Raw genomic sequence first — 22,121 nt, 5'->3', positions numbered from 1 at the left:
TTTTTTGTTGTCTTTCAAATTGTCCGACAAATTGTGTGTGACATATTATGGATAGGCGTATAGTAATTACGGGCTTAGGCGTGCTTGCCTCGACGGGAATAGGTAAGAGAATATTTTGGGACGGGCTAAAAGAGGGCCGGTCCGGGATGAAGCCGATAACGTTATTTGATATTTCTACATGCAGGACACGGATGGGCGGAGAGATAAGCGATTTTAAACCGGAGGAGATTTTGGGAGTTAAAGGATTGCGTAATCTGGATAGAACGACCAAACTGACGCTTTGCGCGGCACAGCTTGCTCTCGATGACGCCGGTATAAAGTATCCGCTTACAGAGGCCGAGACGGATGAATTTGGCGTGTCGCTGGGTTCTACGATGGGTTCGGTCTGGTCCATAAGCGAATTTGATAAAGAAGCTTTACGCAACGGGCCGCGTTCGGTCAATCCAGCGCTCTTCTCTAATACAGTCATGAATTCACCCGCAAGCCATACTAATATAAGGTTCAACATACAGGGGTTCAGCAGCACTATCTCGACAGGATTTTGCTCAAGTATAGACGCTATCTATTACGCTATGAATATGCTCGAGCTATATGATTATAAGGTAGTGCTTGCAGGCGGAGTCGAAGAGATGTGCGAGCAGACATATAAAGGTTTTCATAAGATAGGCCATCTGGCCGGTTCCCGCCCAGGTAAGATCGAGGTCAACTGTCCTTATGATAAGCGCAGGAACGGCATAATGTTCGGCGAAGGCGCCTCTATAGTAGTATTAGAGGAGCTGGAACATGCGAAAGCGCGGGGAGCCAAGATATATGCCGAGATCCTGGGTTATGGCACATGCTTTGATCCGAAGAGCAGGAATATCTATAGTCCTAAAGCAGAAGGCGCTACGGAAGCTATTAAAAATTGTCTTGATGACGCAAAGATAAGCACGAGCGATATAGGCTATATCAGCGGTAGTGGCAATTCAACTCTCGACTGCGATTATATGGAGACAAACGCGGTGAAGAATGTTTTTGGCAGTAGGGCCAAGTTAATACCGATAAGCTCTATCAAATCGATGATAGGTGAAAGCTTTTCAGCTTCAGGCGGGCTTAATCTTGCCGCTTCATTAGGTGTATTTGAGGAAGGTTTCATTCCTCCGACAATCAACTATATTCAGCCGGACAAGCGCTGCGATCTCGATTATGTGCCGAACAAGTCGCAGGAAAACAGGGTGAAGAATGTGCTGGTCAATTCCTTCAGCCCTACCGGTTCAAACTCAACGTTAACGGTGGGGGTGTATGAATAGATTTGGGTTTATAATTCATCCGATTGATATGGCAACTTTTTATGATTATTTTGGTTTTTGGGGTAAAATAGCCAGAATATTGCCTCAGAGGATCGCAAAAAATATATCTGAAAAATTACCACCTCGCAAATTAACATCCATTGATAGGATTAGGTCTGCTTCGAATATTGTGATAGGTGCAGACGTGGCAGCAGTGCCTCTCCTACCTATCCAAATAGCGTATCTTGGTGAAGAAAAAGTACTAAATTTAATAGAAAAAGGGATTCAATTTTGCGAAAAAAAAGGTGCTAAAATAGTCGGCCTGGGGGCATTTACGTCAGTTGTTGGCAATGAGGGCGAAGTTCTTTCAAGGCGTGTGTCAGTTCCATTAACAAGCGGAAATACTTTTACAGCAGCACTTGCCCTTGAAGGTATATACAAGGCAGCCTCATTTATGGGGTTATCTTTGAAAGATGCTACGGTCGCAGTTATTGGGGCAACGGGCGATATTGGTTCGATATGTACAATGATACTTGCAAAAAAGGTAAAAAGCCTTAACATGGCCGCTCGCAATGAGAAAAAACTCGAAGACTTCGCAAATTCAATTACAAGTGCAGGGGGAGCGCGTGCACAAGTTTTTAAATATACAAAAGATGCGGTTAAGGATGCAGATATTGTTTTAACCGCCACTAGCGCGTTGACAACAATTATAGATCCTATGAATTTAAAGCCCGGCGCAATAGTTTGCGATGTTGCCATTCCGGCTAATATTGCGAAAGAAGTGGCTTATTTGAGAAATGATGTATTTGTATTTGAAGGTGGGTTAGCGAAGTTTCCTTATCCCGAAGATTTTGTAAATAAGACTACTGCTAAGCTATTGCCAAATCAAAGTGTCTACGGATGTATATCAGAAACAGCAATGCTGACTTTTGAAAACAGATTTGAGTCGTTTTCTTTGGGGCGCGGCAATATAACGGAAGGGAAGATTGAGGAAATTAAAAGGTTGGCATCAAAGCATGGAGTAACTCTTGCAGATTATTTCTGCGGCTATAAATTTTACAGCAATGAGGACATAGATAATATACGAAAGAATGCGGAAAGGAATAGAGAAAAAGCATATGCTGCTTAAAGATAAAGTTGCGATTGTTACAGGTGGAACCCGTGGCATAGGAAGGGCAATAGTTTTTGAGTTAATTCAAAACGGCGCGAAAGTATTATTTACATATCTAAAGAGCGATGAATCTGCAGGGATAATGTTAGATGAGATAAAAGAGCTTAAAGGCGAGGCCGAAGCAATTAAAGCCGACGTAAGATTGTACGAGGAAGCAAAAAGAACAGTTGAAGAGACAATAAATAAGTTTGGCAAGGTAGACATTCTAGTGAATAATGCCGGCATAACAAAAGATAAGGCGTTAATGATGATGGACCCATCCGAATGGCTTGACGTTATAAATACTAATCTTACCGGATATTTTAATATGTCAAAAGCCTGTATTGTCTCAATGTTGAAACAGAAGAGCGGAGTCATTGTGAATATATCTTCTGTATCAGGCGTAGTTGGTATGCCTCGGCAGGCTAATTACTCAGCCGCAAAAGCAGGTGAGATAGGACTCACAAAATCTTTGGCAAAGGAAGTTGGGCCGTACGGCATAAGGGTGAATGCTATTGCACCCGGTTTTATCGATACTGATATGACAAAAGATTTAAAACAAAAAGACGAATTATTGAAGATGATCCCATTTGGCAGATTTGGAAAGCCGGAAGAGGTGGCAAAGGTTGCCACTTTTCTGGCAAGTGAAAAATCAAGTTATATCAATGGGCAGGTCTTAAAGGTAGATGGAGGCTTAGCGATATAAATGCCCGTAATAGAGAATAAAAAATTGGAGATTGAGATCAGGGATATCATAGCAGAAATAGTTGAGATAGAGCCGGATAAAATAACGCCAGATGCTAATTTTGTAGAAGATTTGGGTATGGATTCAATGATGGCGTTGGAAATATTAGCTTCTATCGAAAAGAAATATAAATTGAGAATACCTGAAGAAAATTTGACCAAAGTTACTACTTTGAACAAAACTATTGAAATTGTAAAAGAGTTCTTAAAAAAATAAATATGAAAAGACGTGTTGTTGTAACAGGCTTAGGTGTTGTTTCGTCTATAGGTATAGGCAAGGACGAATTCTGGGGGAATCTTATAGCCGGTAAGTCCGGCATAAGTGATATAACGTTATTCGATACATCGGATTATCCTGTTCACAAAGGCGGTGAAGTAAAGAATTTTGACCCAACACAGTTTATTCCAAAAAATAAGCTAAAAGGCATAGCCCGAGCATCTCAATTTGCTATAGCAGCTACGAAGATGGCATTCCAAGACGCTAAATTAAACATGTCAGATTATAAGAATAAAAAAATAGCTATAGTGCTAGGGACAACAATGGGTGAAGGTGGCATGATAGAAGAAGCAGACAAGCATTGGACGGCGCTAGGCGAAGAAGATGTGTGGGGGCTGACCGTGTCTAAATATCCCGGCAATGCGATTTCAGACAATGTGGCAAGATTTTTCGGATTTAGCAGTATCTCGCTTGTCATTCCTACGGCTTGCTCGGGAGGCAATTACGCCATAGGACAGGGTTTTGATCTTATTCGTACCGGAGCCATAGATTTAGTCATAGCTGGTGGTTCAGATCCTTTTTCAAGGATAGCTTTTACAGGATTCAATCGTCTATTTGCTATGGCACCCGACATGTGTCAACCATTTGATAAAAATAGAAAGGGAATGATGCTGGGTGAGGGTGCAGGCGTATTATTTTTAGAGGACGTTGACTCTGCAAAAAAAAGAAATGCCAACATTTATGCCGAAATAAAGGGATATGGTTTGAGTTGCGACGCAAATCATATGACCTCACCAAGTGTAGAAGGCATGATAAAAGTAATGAAACGAGCCATAAAGAATAGTAATGTGAAAATTGAAGATGTGGATTATGTAAGTGCCCATGGAACAGGTACGCCATCGAACGATAAGGCAGAGTGCCAGGCTATAAAAACAGTATTTGGTGAGCAAGCTCAAAAAATATCGGTAAGTTCCATTAAGTCTATGCTTGGCCACACAATGGGAGCCGCTAGCGCATTAGAAGCTATTGCGTGTTGTTTAGCTTTGCGAGACAAAATAGTACCCCCTACCATTAACTTACATGTGCCTGATCCAGAGTGCGACATCAATTGTGTTCCTAATAAGGCAAAAACAAAAAAGTTAAAAAGTGTGCTAAATAATTCCTTAGCTTTTGGTGGTAATAACGCATGCTTGGTGTTAAGGAAATATGAATAAACTTTCCGATAAATATGATGTAGTTATAATTGGGGCAGGCATAGGTGGGCTAGTTTGCGGTTGCTATTTAGCAAAGGGAGGAATGAAAGTATTGATTATAGAGAAGAATGATTTTGTGGGAGGGTGCTGCACGTCATTCTTAAAAAAAGGTTTTAAATTCGATGCAGCAGTTTTCTCTCTGGGGGGCTGCTCAGAAAATGGAAACATAGGCAAGGTTATTTTGGATCATAATTTATCAGAATTTGTAGATATTAAAAGACCAGAAATAACTGATATCGTAATTGGGTCATCGTCAAGTGTAACTATTGATAGAGATATTAAGTATACTATCGATAGCTTTTCTACTACATTTCCAAATGAACGAAAAAATGTAAAGCTTTTTTTTAATTATATTACAAAAAGTTCTTTTTCCACCCTGTACTATGAAACGAAAAATATGACTTTTCTGAAGTTACTTAATAAGTATTTTAAATCCGAAAGTATAAAAAATATATTAAGTCTATTTTTAGGAAGTGCAGGAATGCCAGCAGATACAATACCAGCATTTGTTGCGATTCTTCTATATAAAGAATATGTGCTTGATGGTGGATATTATCCTCGTGGAGGCATACAAAGCTTTCCAGATGCGTTAAAAAAAAGATTTATTAAATATGGGGGACAATTAAAATTATCCGATGAAGTTGTTAGTGTAAAAATAAAAGATAGCAAAATGTGCGAGACAACAACTGCTAAAAAAGTTATGTTCAAGTCAAAATTAGTAGTTGCTAACTGTTCTCCTCATGCTTTATTTTATAAATTGCTGAATAAAGAAAATATGCCTAAGAAGTATTTAAAAAAGATGGAAAAGCTAAGCATATCTTTGTCTGCTTTCTTGATTTATTTAGGGTTGGCAAATAAAACCAATATTCTTAAAAAAAATATAGGAAAAATATGGTATTGTGGAACTATCGACATAAATAATTATTATTCTGATTTGCGTAATGATAAGGCTGTAAATTTAGAGCAAGGATTTTTGATTTCTAGCCCATCCTCAAAAGATAGTTCGCTAGCTCCGGCTGGAATGGAAAATATCTGCATAATGACATTAGCTCCCTATAAAAATATTAAGTTCTGGAGTAATCATAGAGAAAAAATTGAAACGGAAATTTTAAGAAAAATGGAGGTTCTTTTCCCTGGGTTAAATAAAGAGATCATAGTCAGATCTAATGCAACACCAATAACTATCGAAAGATATACGGGAAATTCGAAAGGTGCAGCTTATGGGTGGGAATCAACATTAGGAAACAATATTCCTCAATTAACTCCATTTAGTAATCTGATTTTAGTAGGGCACTGGACGCCACATGGTTCAGGCATAACCAGGGTTTGTCTCTCAGGTAGGCTTGCAGCACTACATATTTTGAATAATGCCAAGGTTTTAAATAAGGAAAGCGATGTTGCCTTATCATATGCTTAATGAGATTGGATAAATAAAATGAATTTATTTTTTTTATTATCTGTTAATATTATTTCAATCGGCGCACTGTTAATAGGTATTTTTATTTTCTTTAACAATAAAAAATCTTTAATAAATAAGACAATTTTCCTTGCCGATTTTGCAACATTTTTATGGCTTTATTCTTATAGTATTATGTATTCAACAAATGATTATGCTAAAGCATTGAATTTTATGCGGCTAGGATTTCTTGGGGTCATTTTTATACCCGTATTTTTATATCACTTCTTGATGTCTTTTCTTGAAATCAAATCCAGAACTAGCCAAATATTGTTGCGCTTATTTTACGTTGTTAGCACTTCTTTTGCAGTCCTTCTCTATGCTACAAATTATATAGCAGCAGATCTGCGTTTCTATTCATGGGGGTTTTATCCAAAAGCTGGTATACTTTTCCCTCTCTTCTTAACATATTTCCTTATCGTATTCAATTCTTGTATTTTTTACCTTTTTTTCTATTATAAAACTAAACGATCGCAAATGTTGCAAAGAAGATATATGCAGATGAAATATTTATTCTTAGCATTCTTTGTTACAATTTTTACAGTCACGGACTGGCTTCCATGGTTTGGTTTAGGGAGCCTTCCGTTGGGCTATATATTTATCTTTATGTATGTAGCAATAACCGCTTACGCCATAGTCAGACATCAATTGATGGATATAGAAGTGGTTATAAAAAAGACCCTTGTATTTGCAGGGCTTCTTGCTTCAGTTTTCGCAATCGTTATATTGCCCACATTACTTGTTCAAGAATATATATTTAGGGGTGCAAGCTCTGGCGGTAAGTTACTTGGCTTAACATTGAGTGGAGTAATAATTATACTTTCTTTGAGACGAATTGAGAATTTTCTTATAAATATCACAGACAAGTACCTCTTCCAGAAAAAATATGATTATAGGGAGCTGCTAAAGACATTCACCGCCGAAGTATTAACAGTCGTCAATTTAGATAAGCTGGTTAATCTTACTGTTGATAAGTTATCGGATATAGTAAAAGTAAGCTCTTGCGCCGTACTGTTATTTGATGAAGCAAAACAGCGATTTAATGTTATGGCATCGCGAAATATAAAGGATACACAAGTAACGCTGATAAGGCCAGATGGCGTAGTGACATTTTTAGAGCAAACCCAAGGTTATCTATTGAAAAAAGAGCTCATCGAAAGAAAGGTTTATGTACCACCGTCTATACAGGAAATAATAAATAAATTAAATGCCGAACTCATTATACCTATGATGTTGCATAGTGAGATTATGGGTATATTGGCATTAGGCAAGAAGAAATCAGATGAAGATTATACACAGGATGATCTTGCAATACTTCTGCCTTTGGCAAGAACTCTTGCAATAGCCATTTCTAATGCAAGGTTATTCGACGAACTCGGTAAGACACAGGCTGAAGCCGCGCAGAATGAAAAGATGGCAGTCATAGGGACATTATCAGCCGGTATAAATCATGAAATATGTAATCCTCTCGGCATAGCAAGAGGTCAGTGCGAGGCATTTTTATTAAACATAAAGGATGGGCTATATAATGATAAGAGCGAAGAGGAGCTTCTTAATAAAGCAAAAGACATCATGGCAAAGGTTATAAAAGAGACTGACAGGGCAACTGCTATAACTAAGAAATTATCGAGCTTCGCAAAGCCGGCACGAGGCGAGGCTGAGATGGTAAATATTGATAAAGAGGTTGACGATGTCCTTGGGTTAGTAGGCTATGAATTAAAACTGGAAAAGATAGAATTTGAAAAACATATAGCAACAGAGCTACCTAATATCTTAGTTGACAGAAAGCAGTTTCAGGAGGTTTTATTTAATTTGATTCGTAATGCTGGACAGGCAATCGGCGAAAAGGGGAAGATTACTGTATCGGCAAAGCACGATCACAATACAGTATATATTGATATTAAAGATACGGGTTCTGGTATCGCGGAGGATAAATTAAAAGAATTATTCAACCCCTTCTTTACTACGAAAGATCCGGGCAAGGGCACAGGGCTTGGTTTATTCATTGTGCGTCAGGTTGTGGAGAAGAATGGCGGGCGAATATATCTTAAAGAGACAAAGGTAGGTGAAGGCACGACATTCACCGTGGAATTCCCAGTTCCCGTAACGCAAGAAAGCAGGGTTTAATTTGATAAAGCCTAAGATAGTAGCGATAGATGACGAAGCAGAATTTATAGACTTGCTCCAGAACTACTTTGTGCCCAGGGGCTATGATATAGAAGTAGCCATTAGGGGAGCAAGGGGCATAGAATTGGTTAAAGAAAAAAAACCAAATGTTGTCCTTATGGACTTAAAGATGCCGGGCATAGACGGAGATGAAGTATTAACACTTATAAATTCTATGAGACCGGCCCCAAAAATAATATTTATTACAGCTTATGATGACGGCGGTAAAACAAAGGCGAGATTGATTAAGATGGGCGCCTATGCATGCCTGGATAAACCAATAGCGTCGCTGAAGGACCTCGAAGATATAGTAAACAAAGCGGCTAATGGATAGAGGTAATTATATATGCATAAGATATTAGTGGTAGATGATGAAGTAGATATATGTGATTTTGTGAAGACCTTTTTTAAAGAGAGAGGTTTTCAGGTGCTTACCGCTCTGAATGCTGATGAAGCTCTTTCAATAACTAAGAGAGAGAAACCCGATCTTATACTTCTGGATATAAAGATGAAGGGCATGGATGGATTGGCCGCATTGAAGCATATAAGGGAATTGGATAGATCCGTAAAGATAATAATGGTCACAGCTCTTGAAGATCAGGATAAGATGCGCGAGGCCTACAAGTTAGGCGCGGTAGACTATATAACAAAACCGCTGGTATTGGATTATCTTGAGGAAGCTGTAGGCAGAAACCTGAAAGTAGCGTTATGAGTACACACAAAAAGACACCAAGTTGGGGCAAAATCCAAGGCTGGTTCGTAGAGAAATTGATGGACCAACAGGGTGGTATAGCTCCGCTTGGCAATCCTAATCTTTTTAATACCCAGATGCCTAAAGAAGGGGTAGTCCAAAAACAGGACTATCAGGCGTTTCTGGAAGCTGCTTCGAGAACTATGATAAGGTTTAAGAAGCCGGAGCATCTTATCAAGATGATAGTTAAGACAATCGATGAGCAGCTTAAAATAATGCATACCGCCGTGCTCTTATATAAAGAAGAGAAGAAGTCTTATATATTAATAGATTCCAAGGGCACAACAGGCCTAAAGATACCCGTGGGATTTGTACGTCTTACCGCCGATAATCCTTTAATCCGTATATTCGATGAAAAGAATAGCTTCTTTATTTCTGAATCAGGAATACTTAATTACAGTGACATCATATGCGGTTTACGCAATAGGAACATATTGGAGCTTCAGCCAGATCTGTATGACAATCTTCTGGCGATAAAGCGGCAGATGGATCTATTAAAAGCGGTATTGTGTGTCCCATGTTATTTTAAAAGGGACCTACTCGGAGTATTGGTTCTTGGGGAAAAAATAAGTGGAGAAAATTTCAGCCGCGAAGAGATGGGATTCTTTGTAACTCTTGCCAATGACGCGGCGATGGCTATAGCCAATGCCCAGCTCATAGAAAATCTTCAACAAAGGGTAGAGGAGATAAAAGAGTTATATATAAAAGAGCACAGGATATTCATACATACCGCTATTGCTCTGGCAGCAGCCATAGACGCGAGAGACCCTTATACTCACGGACATACAGAGCGAGTTACCAACTACTGTCTTGCCATAGCAAAAGAGCTCGACGGAGTGCCCGAAGTCTCAAATTATAAGAACTTCAGAGAAACACTTCAGATAGCGGGTTCTCTTCATGACGTAGGTAAGATAGGTATTCCTGATTATATATTGAGTAAAAATGGCCGCCTTACTCCTGAGGAATTCGAAGAGATAAAGAAGCACTCTATTATAGGGGCTACAATATTAAGCCCTATCAAGGAGCTTAGTGATGTAGCTAAGGAAGTGCGTCATCATCAGGAGTGTTATGATGGATCGGGTTATCCTGATGGATTAATAGGGAATAATATACCGTTGATAGCGCGTATTATCGCTGTAGCGGACGCTTTCGATGCCATGACTACAACGAGGCCATATCGCAAAAAGAAGTCATCTGAAGAAGCCCTCCAAGAATTAAAATCAAAATCCGGCACACAATTCGATCCCGTAATTGTCAGCGCCTTCTTCTTAGCCTACCAAAAGGGCAATATCCTCAATAACCGCAAATGATAATATTGGTTAATAAAACAAATTCTTAGATTTATAAACAAAATCCACATTTTTTAATATCTTACTAACATTCTATAATACATTGTAAATAATAGAGTTACATAATTAAATATTTTTAAAAAGTAAGGTAAACAAAAACTTAGAACTTGCCAAACTAGTGCGATGTGATATACTTTGTAATTGCCAAGCTAAAATAACGTAGCAAGGAAAGAAGGTGATTACAAAATGAAGATATTGATTGTAATCAAAAATAGCCCAGCTCAGAGCTACTTATTTACAGTGAAAGCAAAAACGACAGCTGAGGAAATACATGCTCATGTAAGAGATGGCAATCATTCGAAAGCCATAGACACCGTATTTAGGAAAGGTGCGTTTGAAAGAGAAGTGCGTGAGAGTGATATTCATGCCACTAAGGCAAAACTCATCCTATCGGATTATAACGCGAGGTGGGATCTGACAAGATAATCGAGCATGATTGGCTTAAAGCAGGGGTGGGGAAATTATACAAAGCAGACGAGACTCTTGGTTGCTGAGATTCCTGAAAAAATGAGATGATAACGCTTCAAAATATAATGTATCGCCCTTCATCAAATTGTATTTTTCTTCACCTATATTAACCTCTATTTTGCCCTCGAGAACATATAGAAACTTTTCGATGTTAGGCTTTGCTTCTGCTATATGAGTCTTGCCATTTTTATGTATTTTTATAAGAACCGGCATCATCTTTTTACTCAAGACCTTCGATGCCAGTATCTCTTCGGACGACTTCTTATCGTGGGCGAATACTTCTGCAGGTGATTTTTTCGTATATATATCTACCGCTTTCTTAAAGGCATATAGATTCTTATATAGCTCTGGCAAGGGGACGCCCAGCGCCTCGCAGATCTTCATGTGAGATTCGAGAGTGCCGGTCATCTTGTCGTTTTCCATGCGGCTCAAAGTAGCCAGCGCGACGCCCGACTTCTCGGCAAGTTCCACGAGAGTCATCTTCTTTTCTTTTCGCAGCTTATTAATTGTACCGCCTAAATTCATAAATTAGTCCAATCTGTAGTAGGGCACCTTTAAAGGTGCCCTACAAATATAACCATAAGTATACATGCGATTTGACGTTTTGTCAATATCGGATTGATTTTTAGATAAAAACAAAATCCGCGTCAATCGTGATTGAATTGACGCGGATCAGTGAATTGTGTTAGAATTATACTGCTTTTTTGACTTTACCGGCTTTGAGGCACTTTACGCAAACCTGGATCCTTTTTGTGGAACCATTGCTCATGATTGCCCGGATGATCTTTAGATTAGGCAGGAAACGTCGCGCGGTTACACCCGTTATCTTTTGACCGACACCGCCTTTTTTCTTAGCCAGACCGCGGCGCTTAATGGTTCTTCCGGCTACGGGTTTTTTGCCGCATATTTCGCAAATTTTAGACATTTGAGTACTCCATTTGTTTAATTACACCGCCGCGGTGTAATAAGTGAGATAAGATATTAACATAGGCACATTTTATATGCAAGAGAAAAATTTTGGTAATATCAAGACGCCGGTGCGTTACATAAAAGGTGTCGGCCCCAAAAAGAGTGAAATTCTTTCCAAGATAGGCATCAATACAATAGAAGACATCCTTTATTATCTTCCCAGGCGATATGAGGATCGCTCGAGCATAATCCCCATCAAAGACTTAAAGATAGGCGAGAGCCAGGTCGTCCAGGGTGAGATAGTCGTTTCTGGATCAAGGACGAGCAGGGCAGGCATGCCGATATTCCAGGTAGCTGTGAGCGATGCCACAGGAATAGTGCACGCGGTATGGTTTAATCAGCCTTATCTAAGGGATATGCTCAAAAAGGGCGACAAGGTGGTGCTTTATGGCAGGGTAGAGCGCTATGATAAATTGCAGATAACGCAGCCGGAGTATGAGGTGTTGGAGGAGGGGACAGTCCCTATTTTTTCTAGTCTTAATATGGGTAGGATAGTTCCTGTCTACACATTGACGGAGCAGCTTACGCAAAAATTTCTGCGCAGCCTCATATTTAAGACGCTTGAAGAACACGCGAGATTGCTGGTTGAAAAATTACCTACGTATATGATCGCTAGGGAAAAGCTTGTAGATATAAAATTTGCCATAAGGAATATCCACTTCCCGGCTAATTTTACGATGCTTGAAAAGGCATACAAGCGGATAGTTTTCGAAGAATTCATAGCCCTGCAATTGGCGCTGGCGCTGCGCAAAAAAGGCGCGGCCGCGGAAAGTTCAATGCTCGGCCATACTATAATAAGCGGAGCTTTGTCGGAAGCGTTTAAAGAGAGGCTGCCATTTGAATTGACCGATGGACAGAAAAAGGCGATTGCCGATATCGAGCGGGATATGTCGAGAGGCAAACCTATGAACAGGCTCCTTGAAGGCGATGTGGGAAGCGGCAAGACGGTAGTCGCGGCGCACGCGCTTACATTGGCCGCGCAGAATGGATTTCAGAGTGTATTGATGGCGCCAACGGAAGTATTGGCGAGGCAGCATTTTATCTCATTAAGCGAACTTCTGATGCCGCTTGGGATAAATATAGCGCTATTGGTGGGCGGTATAGACGCTAAAGTGAGACAGGGCATGTACTCCCGGATAAAGGAAGGCGCTGTTGATATTGTGGTGGGGACACACGCGATAATACAGGAAGGGCTTGGATTTAAAAAGCTCGGCCTTGCTGTTATAGATGAACAGCACAAATTCGGAGTCCAGCAGAGAGCGATACTGCGAAACAAAGGATACAACCCCCATGTCCTGGTGATGACGGCGACGCCGATACCGCGTACACTGGCTTTGACCGTATATGGCGACCTTGATATATCAATAATAAAAGAATTGCCGAAGGGACGCAAACCTATAGTAACTTACTGGGTCGAGGAAGATAAGCGCGAAGAGATATATGGGTTCATAAAAGAGGAGCTTGATAAGGGCAGGCAGGCGTATGTCGTGTGTCCGATTATAGAATCCCACCGCCGCGGTGGGATCGCGGAAAACAATATGGCACCGCGGCGGTGTACGCAAAGTGCTATTGATACGTTTGAAAAATTAAGCGGCGAGGTATTTACAAGTTACAAAGTAGGCCTATTGCATGGGAAGATGGATTCTAAGGAAAAAGATAAGATAATGAAGGAATTCAAAAAGGGTAAAATTCAAGTCCTGGTATCGACGGTAGTTATAGAAGTAGGCATTGATATTCCAAATGCCACCGTGATGCTTATAGAAAGCGCCGAAAGGTTTGGACTGTCCCAACTTCACCAGCTGCGCGGCAGAATAGGCAGGGGCGAGCATGAATCTTATTGTGTATTATTATCTAATCCCAAGACCGATGCCGCGATAGAAAGATTGAAGGCGATAGAAGGAACTCTCGATGGATTCGAAATAGCCGAGATAGATATGGATCTGCGCGGGCCGGGAGAGTTATTCGGTACCAGACAGCACGGCCTGCCGGAAATAAGATTTGGCAATATAACGAAAGATTTTGATATAATGGAGGCGGCCAGGAAAGAAGCTTTCGCGTTGGTCGAGAGGGATCCGAATTTCAAAGAAGATCACCATAAAGGTTTAAAGAAGGCTCTGGGCGATAGATTTAAAGGAAAGCTGGAATTGATAAGGGTAGGATGATTGTGTTCTAACCAGGTTAGTATCGGAGAAATCTGCGCGTCTAACCTGGTTAGAAGATGAGGGATTGATAGCTATGCGAATTATCGGCGGTGAATATAGGAGCAGATCCATTATGATGCCTAAGGGCGTTGAGATAAGGCCCACCCAGGACAAGGTGCGCGAGGCGATATTCAATATCCTGGGTGATATTAATGGAAAGAATGTGTTGGAGCTATTCGCGGGAAGCGGAGCTTTCGGTATAGAGGCGATCTCGCGCGGGGCAGGGAGCGTAACTTTTGTTGACAATAACTTTCGCTGCGCCCAGACAATAGGCGCCAATCTTGAGTCGCTGGGCGTTGATCACTGCCGATATGATATTATGAAGGCCAACGCTTTAAGCGTCCTGCCGCGTCTTGCCAGGGGTGAAGATAGGTTTGATATAATATTTCTGGATCCGCCATATCACAAGGGGATGGCTAAAAATTGCTTGATTAATATAGATTCTTATGATATATTATCGCCCGTTGGGCTGGTTATCATAGAGCACTTTAAGAAAGATGCGCTCGATGTGAAGCTTGAGCGCCTTCTTTTTCTGGATGAACGAAGATACGGCGACACCGTTGTCACAATTTTAAGAAAAATTAATGAAGAAATCTAATATAGCAGTTTACCCCGGCACATTCGATCCTGTCACATATGGCCACATTGATATAATCAAAAGGGCCGCAAAGATATTCGACAAAGTGATAATAGCCGTAGCCCACAATAAGCAGAAGTCGCCCCTTTTTAGCGTTGAAGAGAGGGTCTCTATGATCAAAGACGCGGTAAAAGGCATGGATAATGTAGTCCTGGATGATTTTGAAGGGCTGGTTGTGGATTATGTTAAGCGCAAGGGCGCGAATGTGATGATACGGGGAATACGCATGATATCGGATTTCGAATATGAGTTTCAGATGGCGCTTACCAATAGAAAATTGTCCGAAGATATCGAGACTATATTCATGATGCCTAATGAATCCTATTCCTACATATCGAGCAAGCTGATAAAAGAAGCGGCGGCGCTGGGCGCGAATGTGAAGAATTTTGTTCCGGACAAAGTGCAGGTTTTGTTAAAGAAGAAACTGGAAAGAAGAGAGAGAAAAAATTGAGTATCCTGGAAAAAATAAGAGAAAAGGCTTCGAAGAATCTGAAGAGAGTCGTCCTCCCCGAAAGCAATGACGAAAGGACGATGGACGCGGTTGAGATTATTCTTGATAAAAAAATATCGAAGCTCGTCGTGATCGGCGATGAGTCGGTGAGAAAAAGCATAAAGTCCAAAAACAGGGATCTTGTAGAGGTGATAGACCCCGCGACTTATAAGGACGCGGCGAAGATGGCAAATGAGTACTATGAACTGCGCAAGATAAAGGGGATGACGCCCGAAGAGGCAAAAAATATTATATTGACTGATTATCTTACGTTTGGCGCGATGCTCGTCAGAAATGATGTGGCCGATGGTTTTGTCGCCGGAGCTAATCACACGACACCCGATGTTATACGCGCCGCGCTGCGTTGCCTTACCATAGACAGGGAGATAGCCGTAGTGTCAGGCGCTTTTCTTATGGAAGTGCCGAATTGTCCTTATGGCGAAAACGGCACTTTTATATTCGCGGATTGCGGAGTCAACCCGCAGCCCAACGCGCGGCAGTTGTCGGGCATAGCGGTAGCGTCCGCTACTTTGTTTCAAAAGCTGGTGGGCAAAAGGCCGGTAGTGGCGTTCTTAAGCTATTCAAGTAAAGGCAGCGCGGAAGGTGAGCTCGTTGACAAGATTAGAGAAGCTGTCAGCAGGGCAAAGGAGATAGCCCCCGACTTATTGATAGACGGAGAATTCCAGGCCGACAGCGCCATAGTGCCGGAAATCGCGAAGATAAAATGCGGCGACAATCCTGTAGCGGGCAATGCTAATGTATTGATATTCCCGAATCTGGATTCGGGAAATATATCCTATAAATTAACGCAGAGGCTTTCCAATGCCAGGGCAGTGGGGCCGCTTCTCACAGGTTTCAGAAAACCATGCAGTGATCTGTCCAGGGGTTGCAGCGCCGAAGATATCGTGGACGCTGTAGCGGTCACAGCGGTAAGGGCTTAAAGAGAAGATGCTTATACTGGTCATTAATTGCGGAAGTTCTTCAGCGAAGTATCAGCTGTTTGATATAAAAAATTATCGTTCTTTGGCAAAGGGCCTGATAGAGCGTATAGGCCAACCCGGGAATTGCGCGAATCATTATGACGCGATAGGCGAGATAGTCCGAGCGCTGACGGACAAAGACACGGGAGCGATATCTTCTACGAACCAGATTGCCGGCGTCGGACACCGCGTTGTCCATGGCGGCGAAGAGTTTAAGAGCTCGACGCTTATTACCGACAAAGTTATCGCGTCTATAGAAAAATATAGCGAGCTTGCGCCTCTTCATAATCCTCCGTCGCTTTTAGGGATAAGAGCGTGTCTGGATATATTAAAAGGGATACCCCAGGTAGCCGTATTTGATACATCGTTTCATCAGACGATGCCGGATAAGGCGTTTTTATACGGCCTTCCATATAAATATTACGAAAGATACGGTATCAGAAAATACGGATTTCATGGGACGAGCCACAGATATGTGGCGCTGGATGCCGCAAAGCAGATTAAAAAGCCTTTAAACAGCCTCAAAATTATTACATGTCATCTGGGTAACGGCTGCAGCATGACAGCGGTGGATAAGGGTAAGTCCGTAGATACATCCATGGGCTTCACGCCTCTGGAAGGCCTTTTAATGGGAACGCGCTCGGGAGACCTCGATCCGGCCGTTGTATTTTATCTGATGAAGAAAGAGAGTTTAACACCCGATCAGATAAGCGATATTTTGAATAAAGAGAGCGGGCTATTGGGAATTTCCGGCGAGAGCAACGACATGAGGGATTTATTAAAAGTTTCGAAAGGGCAAGATCGGAAAGCCGGACGCGCGAAGCTGGCCCTCGAGATGTTCATTTACAGGATAGAAAAATATATCGGCGCGTACCAGGCGGCGATGAAGGGTTTGGACGCGATAGTATTCACTGCCGGGATAGGCGAGCATAATCCCTGGATAGTAAGCCGCGTCAAAAAAGATTTAAAAGATGTGGTCGGGAAGAGGACCAGGATATTGACGATACCGACCAATGAAGAGCTCTTGATAGCAAGAGACACGTACGAGATAATAAGTAAATAGGAGGATTAAATGGCATTACCTAAAAGGAAACATTCCAAGTCCAGACGCGATAAGAGGAGGTCGATGAATAGCAAGCTATTCGCGGCGAATCTATCTATCTGTTCTCAGTGCAAAAAACCGACGCCTCCGCACAAAGTATGTTTGCACTGCGGATACTACAAGGGCAGGCCCGTAGTTATCATTGAGACGAAAGAAGAAAAAAAGAAGTAGTAAAGAAGGAGTTTACGCATGAAGATTGTACTTGATGCGATGGGCAGCGACAATGCTCCCATGGTTGAGGTTGAAGGCGCGATACATGCCATACAGGAATATGGCAACGAAGTTATATTGGTCGGAGACGAATCGCGTATAAAGGCCGAGATAACCAAGCACGGTTTTTCTTCAGATAAGCTTATAATAAAACATGCCTCGGAAGTTATAGATATGCATGATCCGGCCGCGCTTTCTGTAAGGCGCAAACGGGATTCTTCGATAGTTGTAGGCCTGGATATGCTCAAAAAAGATCAGGGTGACGCGTTCGTCAGCGCCGGAAACACAGGCGCCGTTGTCTGCGCGGCAACGCTATCTTTGCGTTTATTGCCGGGGATAGAGCGTCCCGGTATAGCTATCATAATACCGACGCTTAAAGGTACATCGGTCATAATAGACGTGGGGGCGAATATAGCGGCTAAGCCTATTCATATGCTTCAATACGGCATAATGGCGGACGCTTTTTCGCGATATATTTTGGGCAAAACAAATCCTACGGTCGGATTGCTTAATGTCGGGGAAGAAGAGTCTAAGGGGACGGAATTCATAAAAGAATCGCACACTCTCCTAAGCGAATCCAAGCTCAATTTTTCGGGCAACATCGAAGGGCGCGATGTTTACGCGGGAACAGTCGACATCATACTTTGCGACGGGTTCGTCGGTAACGTAATTTTGAAGATCTCGGAGAGCATAGCGGAAACTATAATGACGTCGTTGAAGCAGGAGATAAAAGCGGATTTTCTGGCCACTATAGGCGCTGTATTGTCCCATTCGGCATTTGCCGAATTAAAGAAGAAGATGGATTATTCGGAGAGAGGCGGCGCGCCGCTGTTGGGTGTTGACGGCCGTTGTATAATAAGCCACGGCTCCTCCTCATCCAAGGCGATAAAGAACGCCATAAGAACGGCGGCGGAATTTGTGAAGCAGGATGTGAATAAGCACATACTGGAAGAATTGGAGAGCTATTAATAAATATGTGTGAAAAGAAAAAAGCGGGTATAATCGGGCTTGGGATGTATGTTCCGGATAGGGTGCTTACCAATAAAGAACTCGAGAAGATGGTCGATACGACCGACGAGTGGATATTTACGCGCACAGGCATAAAAGAGCGGCGCATCGCCAGCGCCGATGAGGCGACAAGCGACATGGCGGTGAAAGCCGCGAAAGTGGCGCTCGAAGACGCAAAACTTAAGATCGAAGACATAGATCTTATCATAGTCGCTACTATAACTCCGGATATGTTCTTTCCGGCTACAGCTTGTGTGGTGCAGTCAAAACTTGGCGCGAGACAAGTGCCGGCATTCGATGTAAGCGTGGCGTGTTCCGGCTTTATATATGGCCTGGCGATAGCCAGCCAATTCATAAGCCTTGGGACATATAAGCACGCGCTGGTCATAGCCGCCGAAAAATTATCGGCTATTACGGACTGGAGCGATCGCTCTACATGTGTATTGTTTGGTGATGGCGCCGGCGCGGCTGTTTTGGGCCCGGTAGAAGAAGGCGGCATACTATCGATATCGCTGGGTGCAAACGGCAATGAAGGCGACCTGATAAAGCTTCCTGCCGGCGGATCGAAGATCCCCGCGACCAAAGAGACGGTAGAAGGAGGCTTACACTTCATAAAGATGAACGGTTCAGAGCTATTTAAGCACGCGGTAAAGATAATGGCCGACGCGGCGCTTGGCGCGACAACTCCGCTTGGCCTAAAAGCCGAAGACATAAAACTTGTAATACCGCATCAGGCTAATGCCAGGATATTAAACGCCGCGGCAAAGAGGATGGGACTTAAGAGCAATCAGATATACCTGAACTTGGAAAGATACGGCAACATGTCGGCGGCCTCGAGTGCCGTTGCGTTGGCCGAAGCGGAAAAGAAAGGCCTTATAAAGAAGGGCGATAAGATAGTTCTCGATGCTTTCGGCGGCGGCTTAACGTGGGGAGCGATGGTAATAGAATGGTCGAAGTAGCCTATATCTTTCCGGGCCAGGGCGCGCAATCTGTCGGGATGGGTAAGGATTTATACGATAATTTTCCCGCCGCAAAAGAAGTATTCGAAAAAGCTAACTCAATCCTAAAAGTCGATATTAAGAAATTATGTTTCGAAGGCCCTCAAGAGGAGCTTTCAACAACATCCAATAGCCAACCGGCTATACTTACAACGAGCATCGCCGCATTGCGCGCTTACGAGTCATCATCTTTTTTTAGTCAGTATACCCCAAAATTTAGTCTTGGCTTAAGCCTCGGAGAATATACTTCGCTGGTTGCGGCAGGCTGTATGACATTTGAAGACGCGCTCGTCCTGGTAAGGAAACGCGGGGAGTTCATGGAAGACGCGTCGAAGAAGAATCCGGGCAAGATGGCATGCGTGCTCGGCATGGAAGTGAAGGCCGTCGAAGAATTATGCAAAGGATTAGGCTGTGAAATCGCCAATCTTAATTGTCCGGGCCAGGTAGTAATTTCCGGAAAGGCCAACAATGTAGAGCTACTGGCAAGCCTTGCTAAAGATAAGGGCGCGAAGAGAGTAATCATGCTGGACGTGAGCGGCCCTTTTCACTCGTCTTTGATGACGGGCGCGCGTGACAAATTAAAAGACTATATAGATAAAGCGCAATTTTCCGCGCCAAAGTTAAATTTTGTAAGTAATGTAGACGCCCAACCCCAGACGGATCCTGCTAAGATAAAGGATAATTTGATAAAGCAGGTCAACTCGAAGACCCTTTGGGAAGAATCGATAAAATTGGTCGCAAGTTCCGGCATCAATACTTTTCTCGAGATAGGGCCCGGACAGGTCCTGAAAGGCTTATTGAAGAAGATAGACCCTAAGCTCGAAGTCAAAAATTTCGGCACAGCCCAAGATTTAGTTCAAGTGCCCGTTTCATGAAGGCATCCGGGTCAAAACTCACGATACTGATATTCCTCGTTGTCATAATTTCAATAATTCTGTCGATATTTGTTTTTAATCTCTTCCCGCGGAAGCTGACGGGCTCTTTCGAATATGTAAGAAAAGGCGAAGAGCTTCTGGATAAGGGCAGGCATGTCCAAGCCATCACATATTTTGAAAGAGCGTATAAATCCTCTCCCGGGAACGACGCCATAAAATCCAGCCTCGTATGGGCATATTCGATGTATTCAGGTGTCCTTGCCAAAGAAGATAAGCACGACGAAGCTATTATGTATCTGGAAAAAGCATATAACGTGACGCCGAATTCCAGCACTATGCAGAATCTATCATTTGCCTATTCTGAAAAAGCGCTGCATGAAGCGGGAAAAGGGGCATTGGCCGAGGCTAAGAATAACTACGCTAAAGCCATACAATACGCATCAGAATCGCCCGCAGTGAGCCGTAATCTGGGAGTCATGTTATATAATGACGGAGTCGACGAATTTAGATCCGGAAGGGAAGATATCGCTATCCTTTGTTTTAAGGAGTCTTCTACAATATATAAGGAAGCCCGGACATTTGAGATGCTGGGCGATATGTATTATAAACGCGCGGAATTAAAGAAAGCGCGTTATTACTGGCATATGGCTATGTCTCTTAACCCAAACAATGTTGCCTTATCGGAAAAAATGGGGAAGATCGGAAAAGAGATGGCGCTGGCAGCAAGGGAGAAAGAGTCGGAGATCACGCACTTTGAAATAAGATATACGAAAGACCTGCCTATAGATAAGGAGTTGGCGGCAAGGACGCTTGAAAAAGCCTATGTCGATATCGGCAAGGACCTGGGTTATTTTCCCGAAGCTAAAACTAAGATATTCTTTTATTCGAAAGAGGATTTTGTGAACACTTTCAAGACGCCGTATTTTGTAAAGGCATTTTATGACGGCAGCATAAAGATGCCGGCTCCGCAGAATTATCTCGATAGAGAAAAATTCGCGACGTATATATACCATGAATATACGCACGCGATAGTTTCAGCTAAGACGAAGAACAATTGTCCCACATGGCTTAGTGAGGGCATAGCGGTATGGGAAGAGTTTAAAAAAGAAAAAACTGATGTTAGGAAAATCACGGTTGAAATTAAAAAAGTCCCGGAGATCTCTTTTAAGTTTTTGGATGGAAGTTTTAAGACGGACGAGATAACCGCAGACAAGGCGTTGTGTTATATACTTTCGTATACACTTGTTGATTTTATAGTGAACAACTGGGGCATGCAGGGGCTGCAGGGCGTGTTAAAAAGACTGGCTGGCAAGCAGCACATAGCAAATGCCATAGATGACGAATTCCTCATCTCCGAAGGAGAGTTTGAGAAAAATTGGCGTGATTATGCCATGGAGAAATATTTTTAAAATTTTCCTTGACAAAAACCCCTCTTTTGTTATAATAAGCACCTCGTTTTTAATAAATAAACAGTTAGCTTAAGATAGAGACATAGAGAGTTTTACAAATAACTCGAGGTAGGAGAGTTTTTGTATTCATTAGGAGCACTACCAGATACAAGATGTGCTTTAAAGACGGTGCCCATGTAGCTCAGTCGGTAGAGCGCATCCTTGGTAAGGATGAGGTCATCAGTTCAACTCTGATCGTGGGCTCCAAAAAAGTTTTTTAGAATTAAAGGGGGGAGGGAGTTATGGCAAAGGAACAATTTGTAAGGAGTAAGCCGCACGTTAACGTAGGTACAATAGGTCATATCGACCATGGTAAGACTACTTTGACAGCATCTATCCTTGCAACTCTTGCTAAGAAGGGCAAAGCAACCGCTAAGAGCT

General features: G+C 42.3%; 24 protein-coding genes and 1 tRNA gene. 23 read left to right on the top strand and 2 right to left on the bottom strand.

Features of this window, described 5'->3' with window-relative positions; all coding sequences use genetic code 11:
- Positions 1–47: 47 nt before the first annotated feature.
- The 11 genes from Q8R38_04570 (at position 48) to Q8R38_04520 (ending at position 10,780) form a co-directional block, all read left to right on the top strand.
- Positions 48–1,289, top strand: coding sequence for a beta-ketoacyl-[acyl-carrier-protein] synthase family protein (locus tag Q8R38_04570; GenBank protein MDP3791299.1), 1,242 nt, complete (start codon positions 48–50; stop codon positions 1,287–1,289).
- A complete protein-coding gene (locus Q8R38_04565; protein MDP3791298.1) occupies positions 1,282–2,397 on the top strand; it encodes a shikimate dehydrogenase in 1,116 nt (371 codons plus the stop codon). The genes Q8R38_04570 and Q8R38_04565 overlap by 8 nt, the downstream gene beginning before the upstream one ends.
- Complete coding sequence (gene fabG, locus Q8R38_04560; protein MDP3791297.1) at positions 2,387–3,124, top strand: 3-oxoacyl-[acyl-carrier-protein] reductase; 738 nt, start codon at positions 2,387–2,389, stop codon at positions 3,122–3,124. The genes Q8R38_04565 and fabG overlap by 11 nt, the downstream gene beginning before the upstream one ends.
- Entirely contained in the window at positions 3,125–3,379 is a 255-nt protein-coding gene (locus Q8R38_04555; protein ID MDP3791296.1) for an acyl carrier protein, read from the top strand.
- Positions 3,380–3,381: 2 nt separating this feature from the next.
- A complete protein-coding gene (locus Q8R38_04550) occupies positions 3,382–4,593 on the top strand; it encodes a beta-ketoacyl-[acyl-carrier-protein] synthase family protein (protein MDP3791295.1) in 1,212 nt (403 codons plus the stop codon).
- Positions 4,586–6,049, top strand: coding sequence for an NAD(P)/FAD-dependent oxidoreductase (locus Q8R38_04545; GenBank protein ID MDP3791294.1), 1,464 nt, complete (start codon positions 4,586–4,588; stop codon positions 6,047–6,049). Before Q8R38_04550 ends, Q8R38_04545 begins: the two co-directional genes overlap by 8 nt.
- Before the next feature lie 18 nt (positions 6,050–6,067).
- Positions 6,068–8,215, top strand: a complete 2,148-nt coding sequence (locus tag Q8R38_04540; GenBank protein ID MDP3791293.1) for an ATP-binding protein — start codon at positions 6,068–6,070, stop codon at positions 8,213–8,215.
- Position 8,216: 1 nt separating this feature from the next.
- Positions 8,217–8,588, top strand: coding sequence for a response regulator (locus Q8R38_04535; protein MDP3791292.1), 372 nt, complete (start codon positions 8,217–8,219; stop codon positions 8,586–8,588).
- Between the two features lie 12 nt (positions 8,589–8,600).
- Entirely contained in the window at positions 8,601–8,966 is a 366-nt protein-coding gene (locus Q8R38_04530; GenBank protein MDP3791291.1) for a response regulator, read from the top strand.
- A 59-nt stretch (positions 8,967–9,025) separates the two neighbouring features.
- Positions 9,026–10,315 (top strand): HD domain-containing protein, encoded by a 1,290-nt coding sequence (locus Q8R38_04525; protein MDP3791290.1) that lies wholly within the window; start codon positions 9,026–9,028, stop codon positions 10,313–10,315.
- 225 nt (positions 10,316–10,540) lie between these two features.
- Positions 10,541–10,780, top strand: a complete 240-nt coding sequence (locus Q8R38_04520; protein ID MDP3791289.1) for a hypothetical protein — start codon at positions 10,541–10,543, stop codon at positions 10,778–10,780.
- Positions 10,781–10,795: 15 nt separating this feature from the next.
- Here the strand turns inward: Q8R38_04520 and Q8R38_04515 are convergent, their stop codons facing one another.
- A complete protein-coding gene (locus tag Q8R38_04515; GenBank protein ID MDP3791288.1) occupies positions 10,796–11,347 on the bottom strand; it encodes an XRE family transcriptional regulator in 552 nt (183 codons plus the stop codon).
- Between the two features lie 166 nt (positions 11,348–11,513).
- On the bottom strand, positions 11,514–11,747 hold the full coding sequence (gene rpmB / locus Q8R38_04510) for a 50S ribosomal protein L28 (GenBank protein ID MDP3791287.1): 234 nt from the start codon (positions 11,745–11,747) through the stop codon (positions 11,514–11,516).
- Positions 11,748–11,823: 76 nt separating this feature from the next.
- Here rpmB and recG point away from each other — a divergent pair, with 76 nt between their 5' ends.
- The 12 genes from recG to Q8R38_04450 all read left to right on the top strand — a co-directional run.
- Positions 11,824–13,953, top strand: a complete 2,130-nt coding sequence (gene recG / locus Q8R38_04505) for an ATP-dependent DNA helicase RecG (GenBank protein ID MDP3791286.1) — start codon at positions 11,824–11,826, stop codon at positions 13,951–13,953.
- Between the two features lie 73 nt (positions 13,954–14,026).
- Positions 14,027–14,590, top strand: coding sequence for a 16S rRNA (guanine(966)-N(2))-methyltransferase RsmD (gene rsmD / locus Q8R38_04500; GenBank protein MDP3791285.1), 564 nt, complete (start codon positions 14,027–14,029; stop codon positions 14,588–14,590).
- Positions 14,577–15,080, top strand: coding sequence for a pantetheine-phosphate adenylyltransferase (gene coaD / locus Q8R38_04495; protein MDP3791284.1), 504 nt, complete (start codon positions 14,577–14,579; stop codon positions 15,078–15,080). Before rsmD ends, coaD begins: the two co-directional genes overlap by 14 nt.
- Complete coding sequence (pta, locus tag Q8R38_04490; GenBank protein ID MDP3791283.1) at positions 15,077–16,060, top strand: phosphate acetyltransferase; 984 nt, start codon at positions 15,077–15,079, stop codon at positions 16,058–16,060. Before coaD ends, pta begins: the two co-directional genes overlap by 4 nt.
- 7 nt (positions 16,061–16,067) lie before the next feature.
- Positions 16,068–17,162 carry an acetate kinase gene (locus Q8R38_04485; protein MDP3791282.1) on the top strand — a complete coding sequence of 365 codons (1,095 nt, stop codon included), beginning with the start codon at positions 16,068–16,070 and terminating at the stop codon, positions 17,160–17,162.
- 9 nt (positions 17,163–17,171) lie between these two features.
- A complete protein-coding gene (rpmF, locus tag Q8R38_04480) occupies positions 17,172–17,372 on the top strand; it encodes a 50S ribosomal protein L32 (protein MDP3791281.1) in 201 nt (66 codons plus the stop codon).
- Between the two features lie 18 nt (positions 17,373–17,390).
- Positions 17,391–18,380, top strand: a complete 990-nt coding sequence (gene plsX / locus Q8R38_04475) for a phosphate acyltransferase PlsX (GenBank protein MDP3791280.1) — start codon at positions 17,391–17,393, stop codon at positions 18,378–18,380.
- 5 nt (positions 18,381–18,385) lie between these two features.
- Complete coding sequence (locus Q8R38_04470) at positions 18,386–19,378, top strand: beta-ketoacyl-ACP synthase III (protein ID MDP3791279.1); 993 nt, start codon at positions 18,386–18,388, stop codon at positions 19,376–19,378.
- On the top strand, positions 19,366–20,292 hold the full coding sequence (gene fabD / locus Q8R38_04465; GenBank protein ID MDP3791278.1) for an ACP S-malonyltransferase: 927 nt from the start codon (positions 19,366–19,368) through the stop codon (positions 20,290–20,292). The genes Q8R38_04470 and fabD overlap by 13 nt, the downstream gene beginning before the upstream one ends.
- Positions 20,289–21,701 (top strand): peptidase MA family metallohydrolase, encoded by a 1,413-nt coding sequence (locus tag Q8R38_04460; protein ID MDP3791277.1) that lies wholly within the window; start codon positions 20,289–20,291, stop codon positions 21,699–21,701. The genes fabD and Q8R38_04460 overlap by 4 nt, the downstream gene beginning before the upstream one ends.
- A gap of 170 nt (positions 21,702–21,871) precedes the next feature.
- Positions 21,872–21,947 (top strand) — tRNA-Thr (locus tag Q8R38_04455).
- Between the two features lie 35 nt (positions 21,948–21,982).
- The coding region (locus tag Q8R38_04450) for a GTP-binding protein (GenBank protein MDP3791276.1) at positions 21,983–22,121 on the top strand (139 nt) is incomplete at its 3' end.

This window comes from Candidatus Omnitrophota bacterium (assembly GCA_030695905.1).
Classification (GTDB): Bacteria; Omnitrophota; Gorgyraeia; order 2-01-FULL-45-10; family 2-01-FULL-45-10; genus CAZHPY01.
This window is presented reverse-complemented; position numbering and strand designations above follow the sequence as displayed.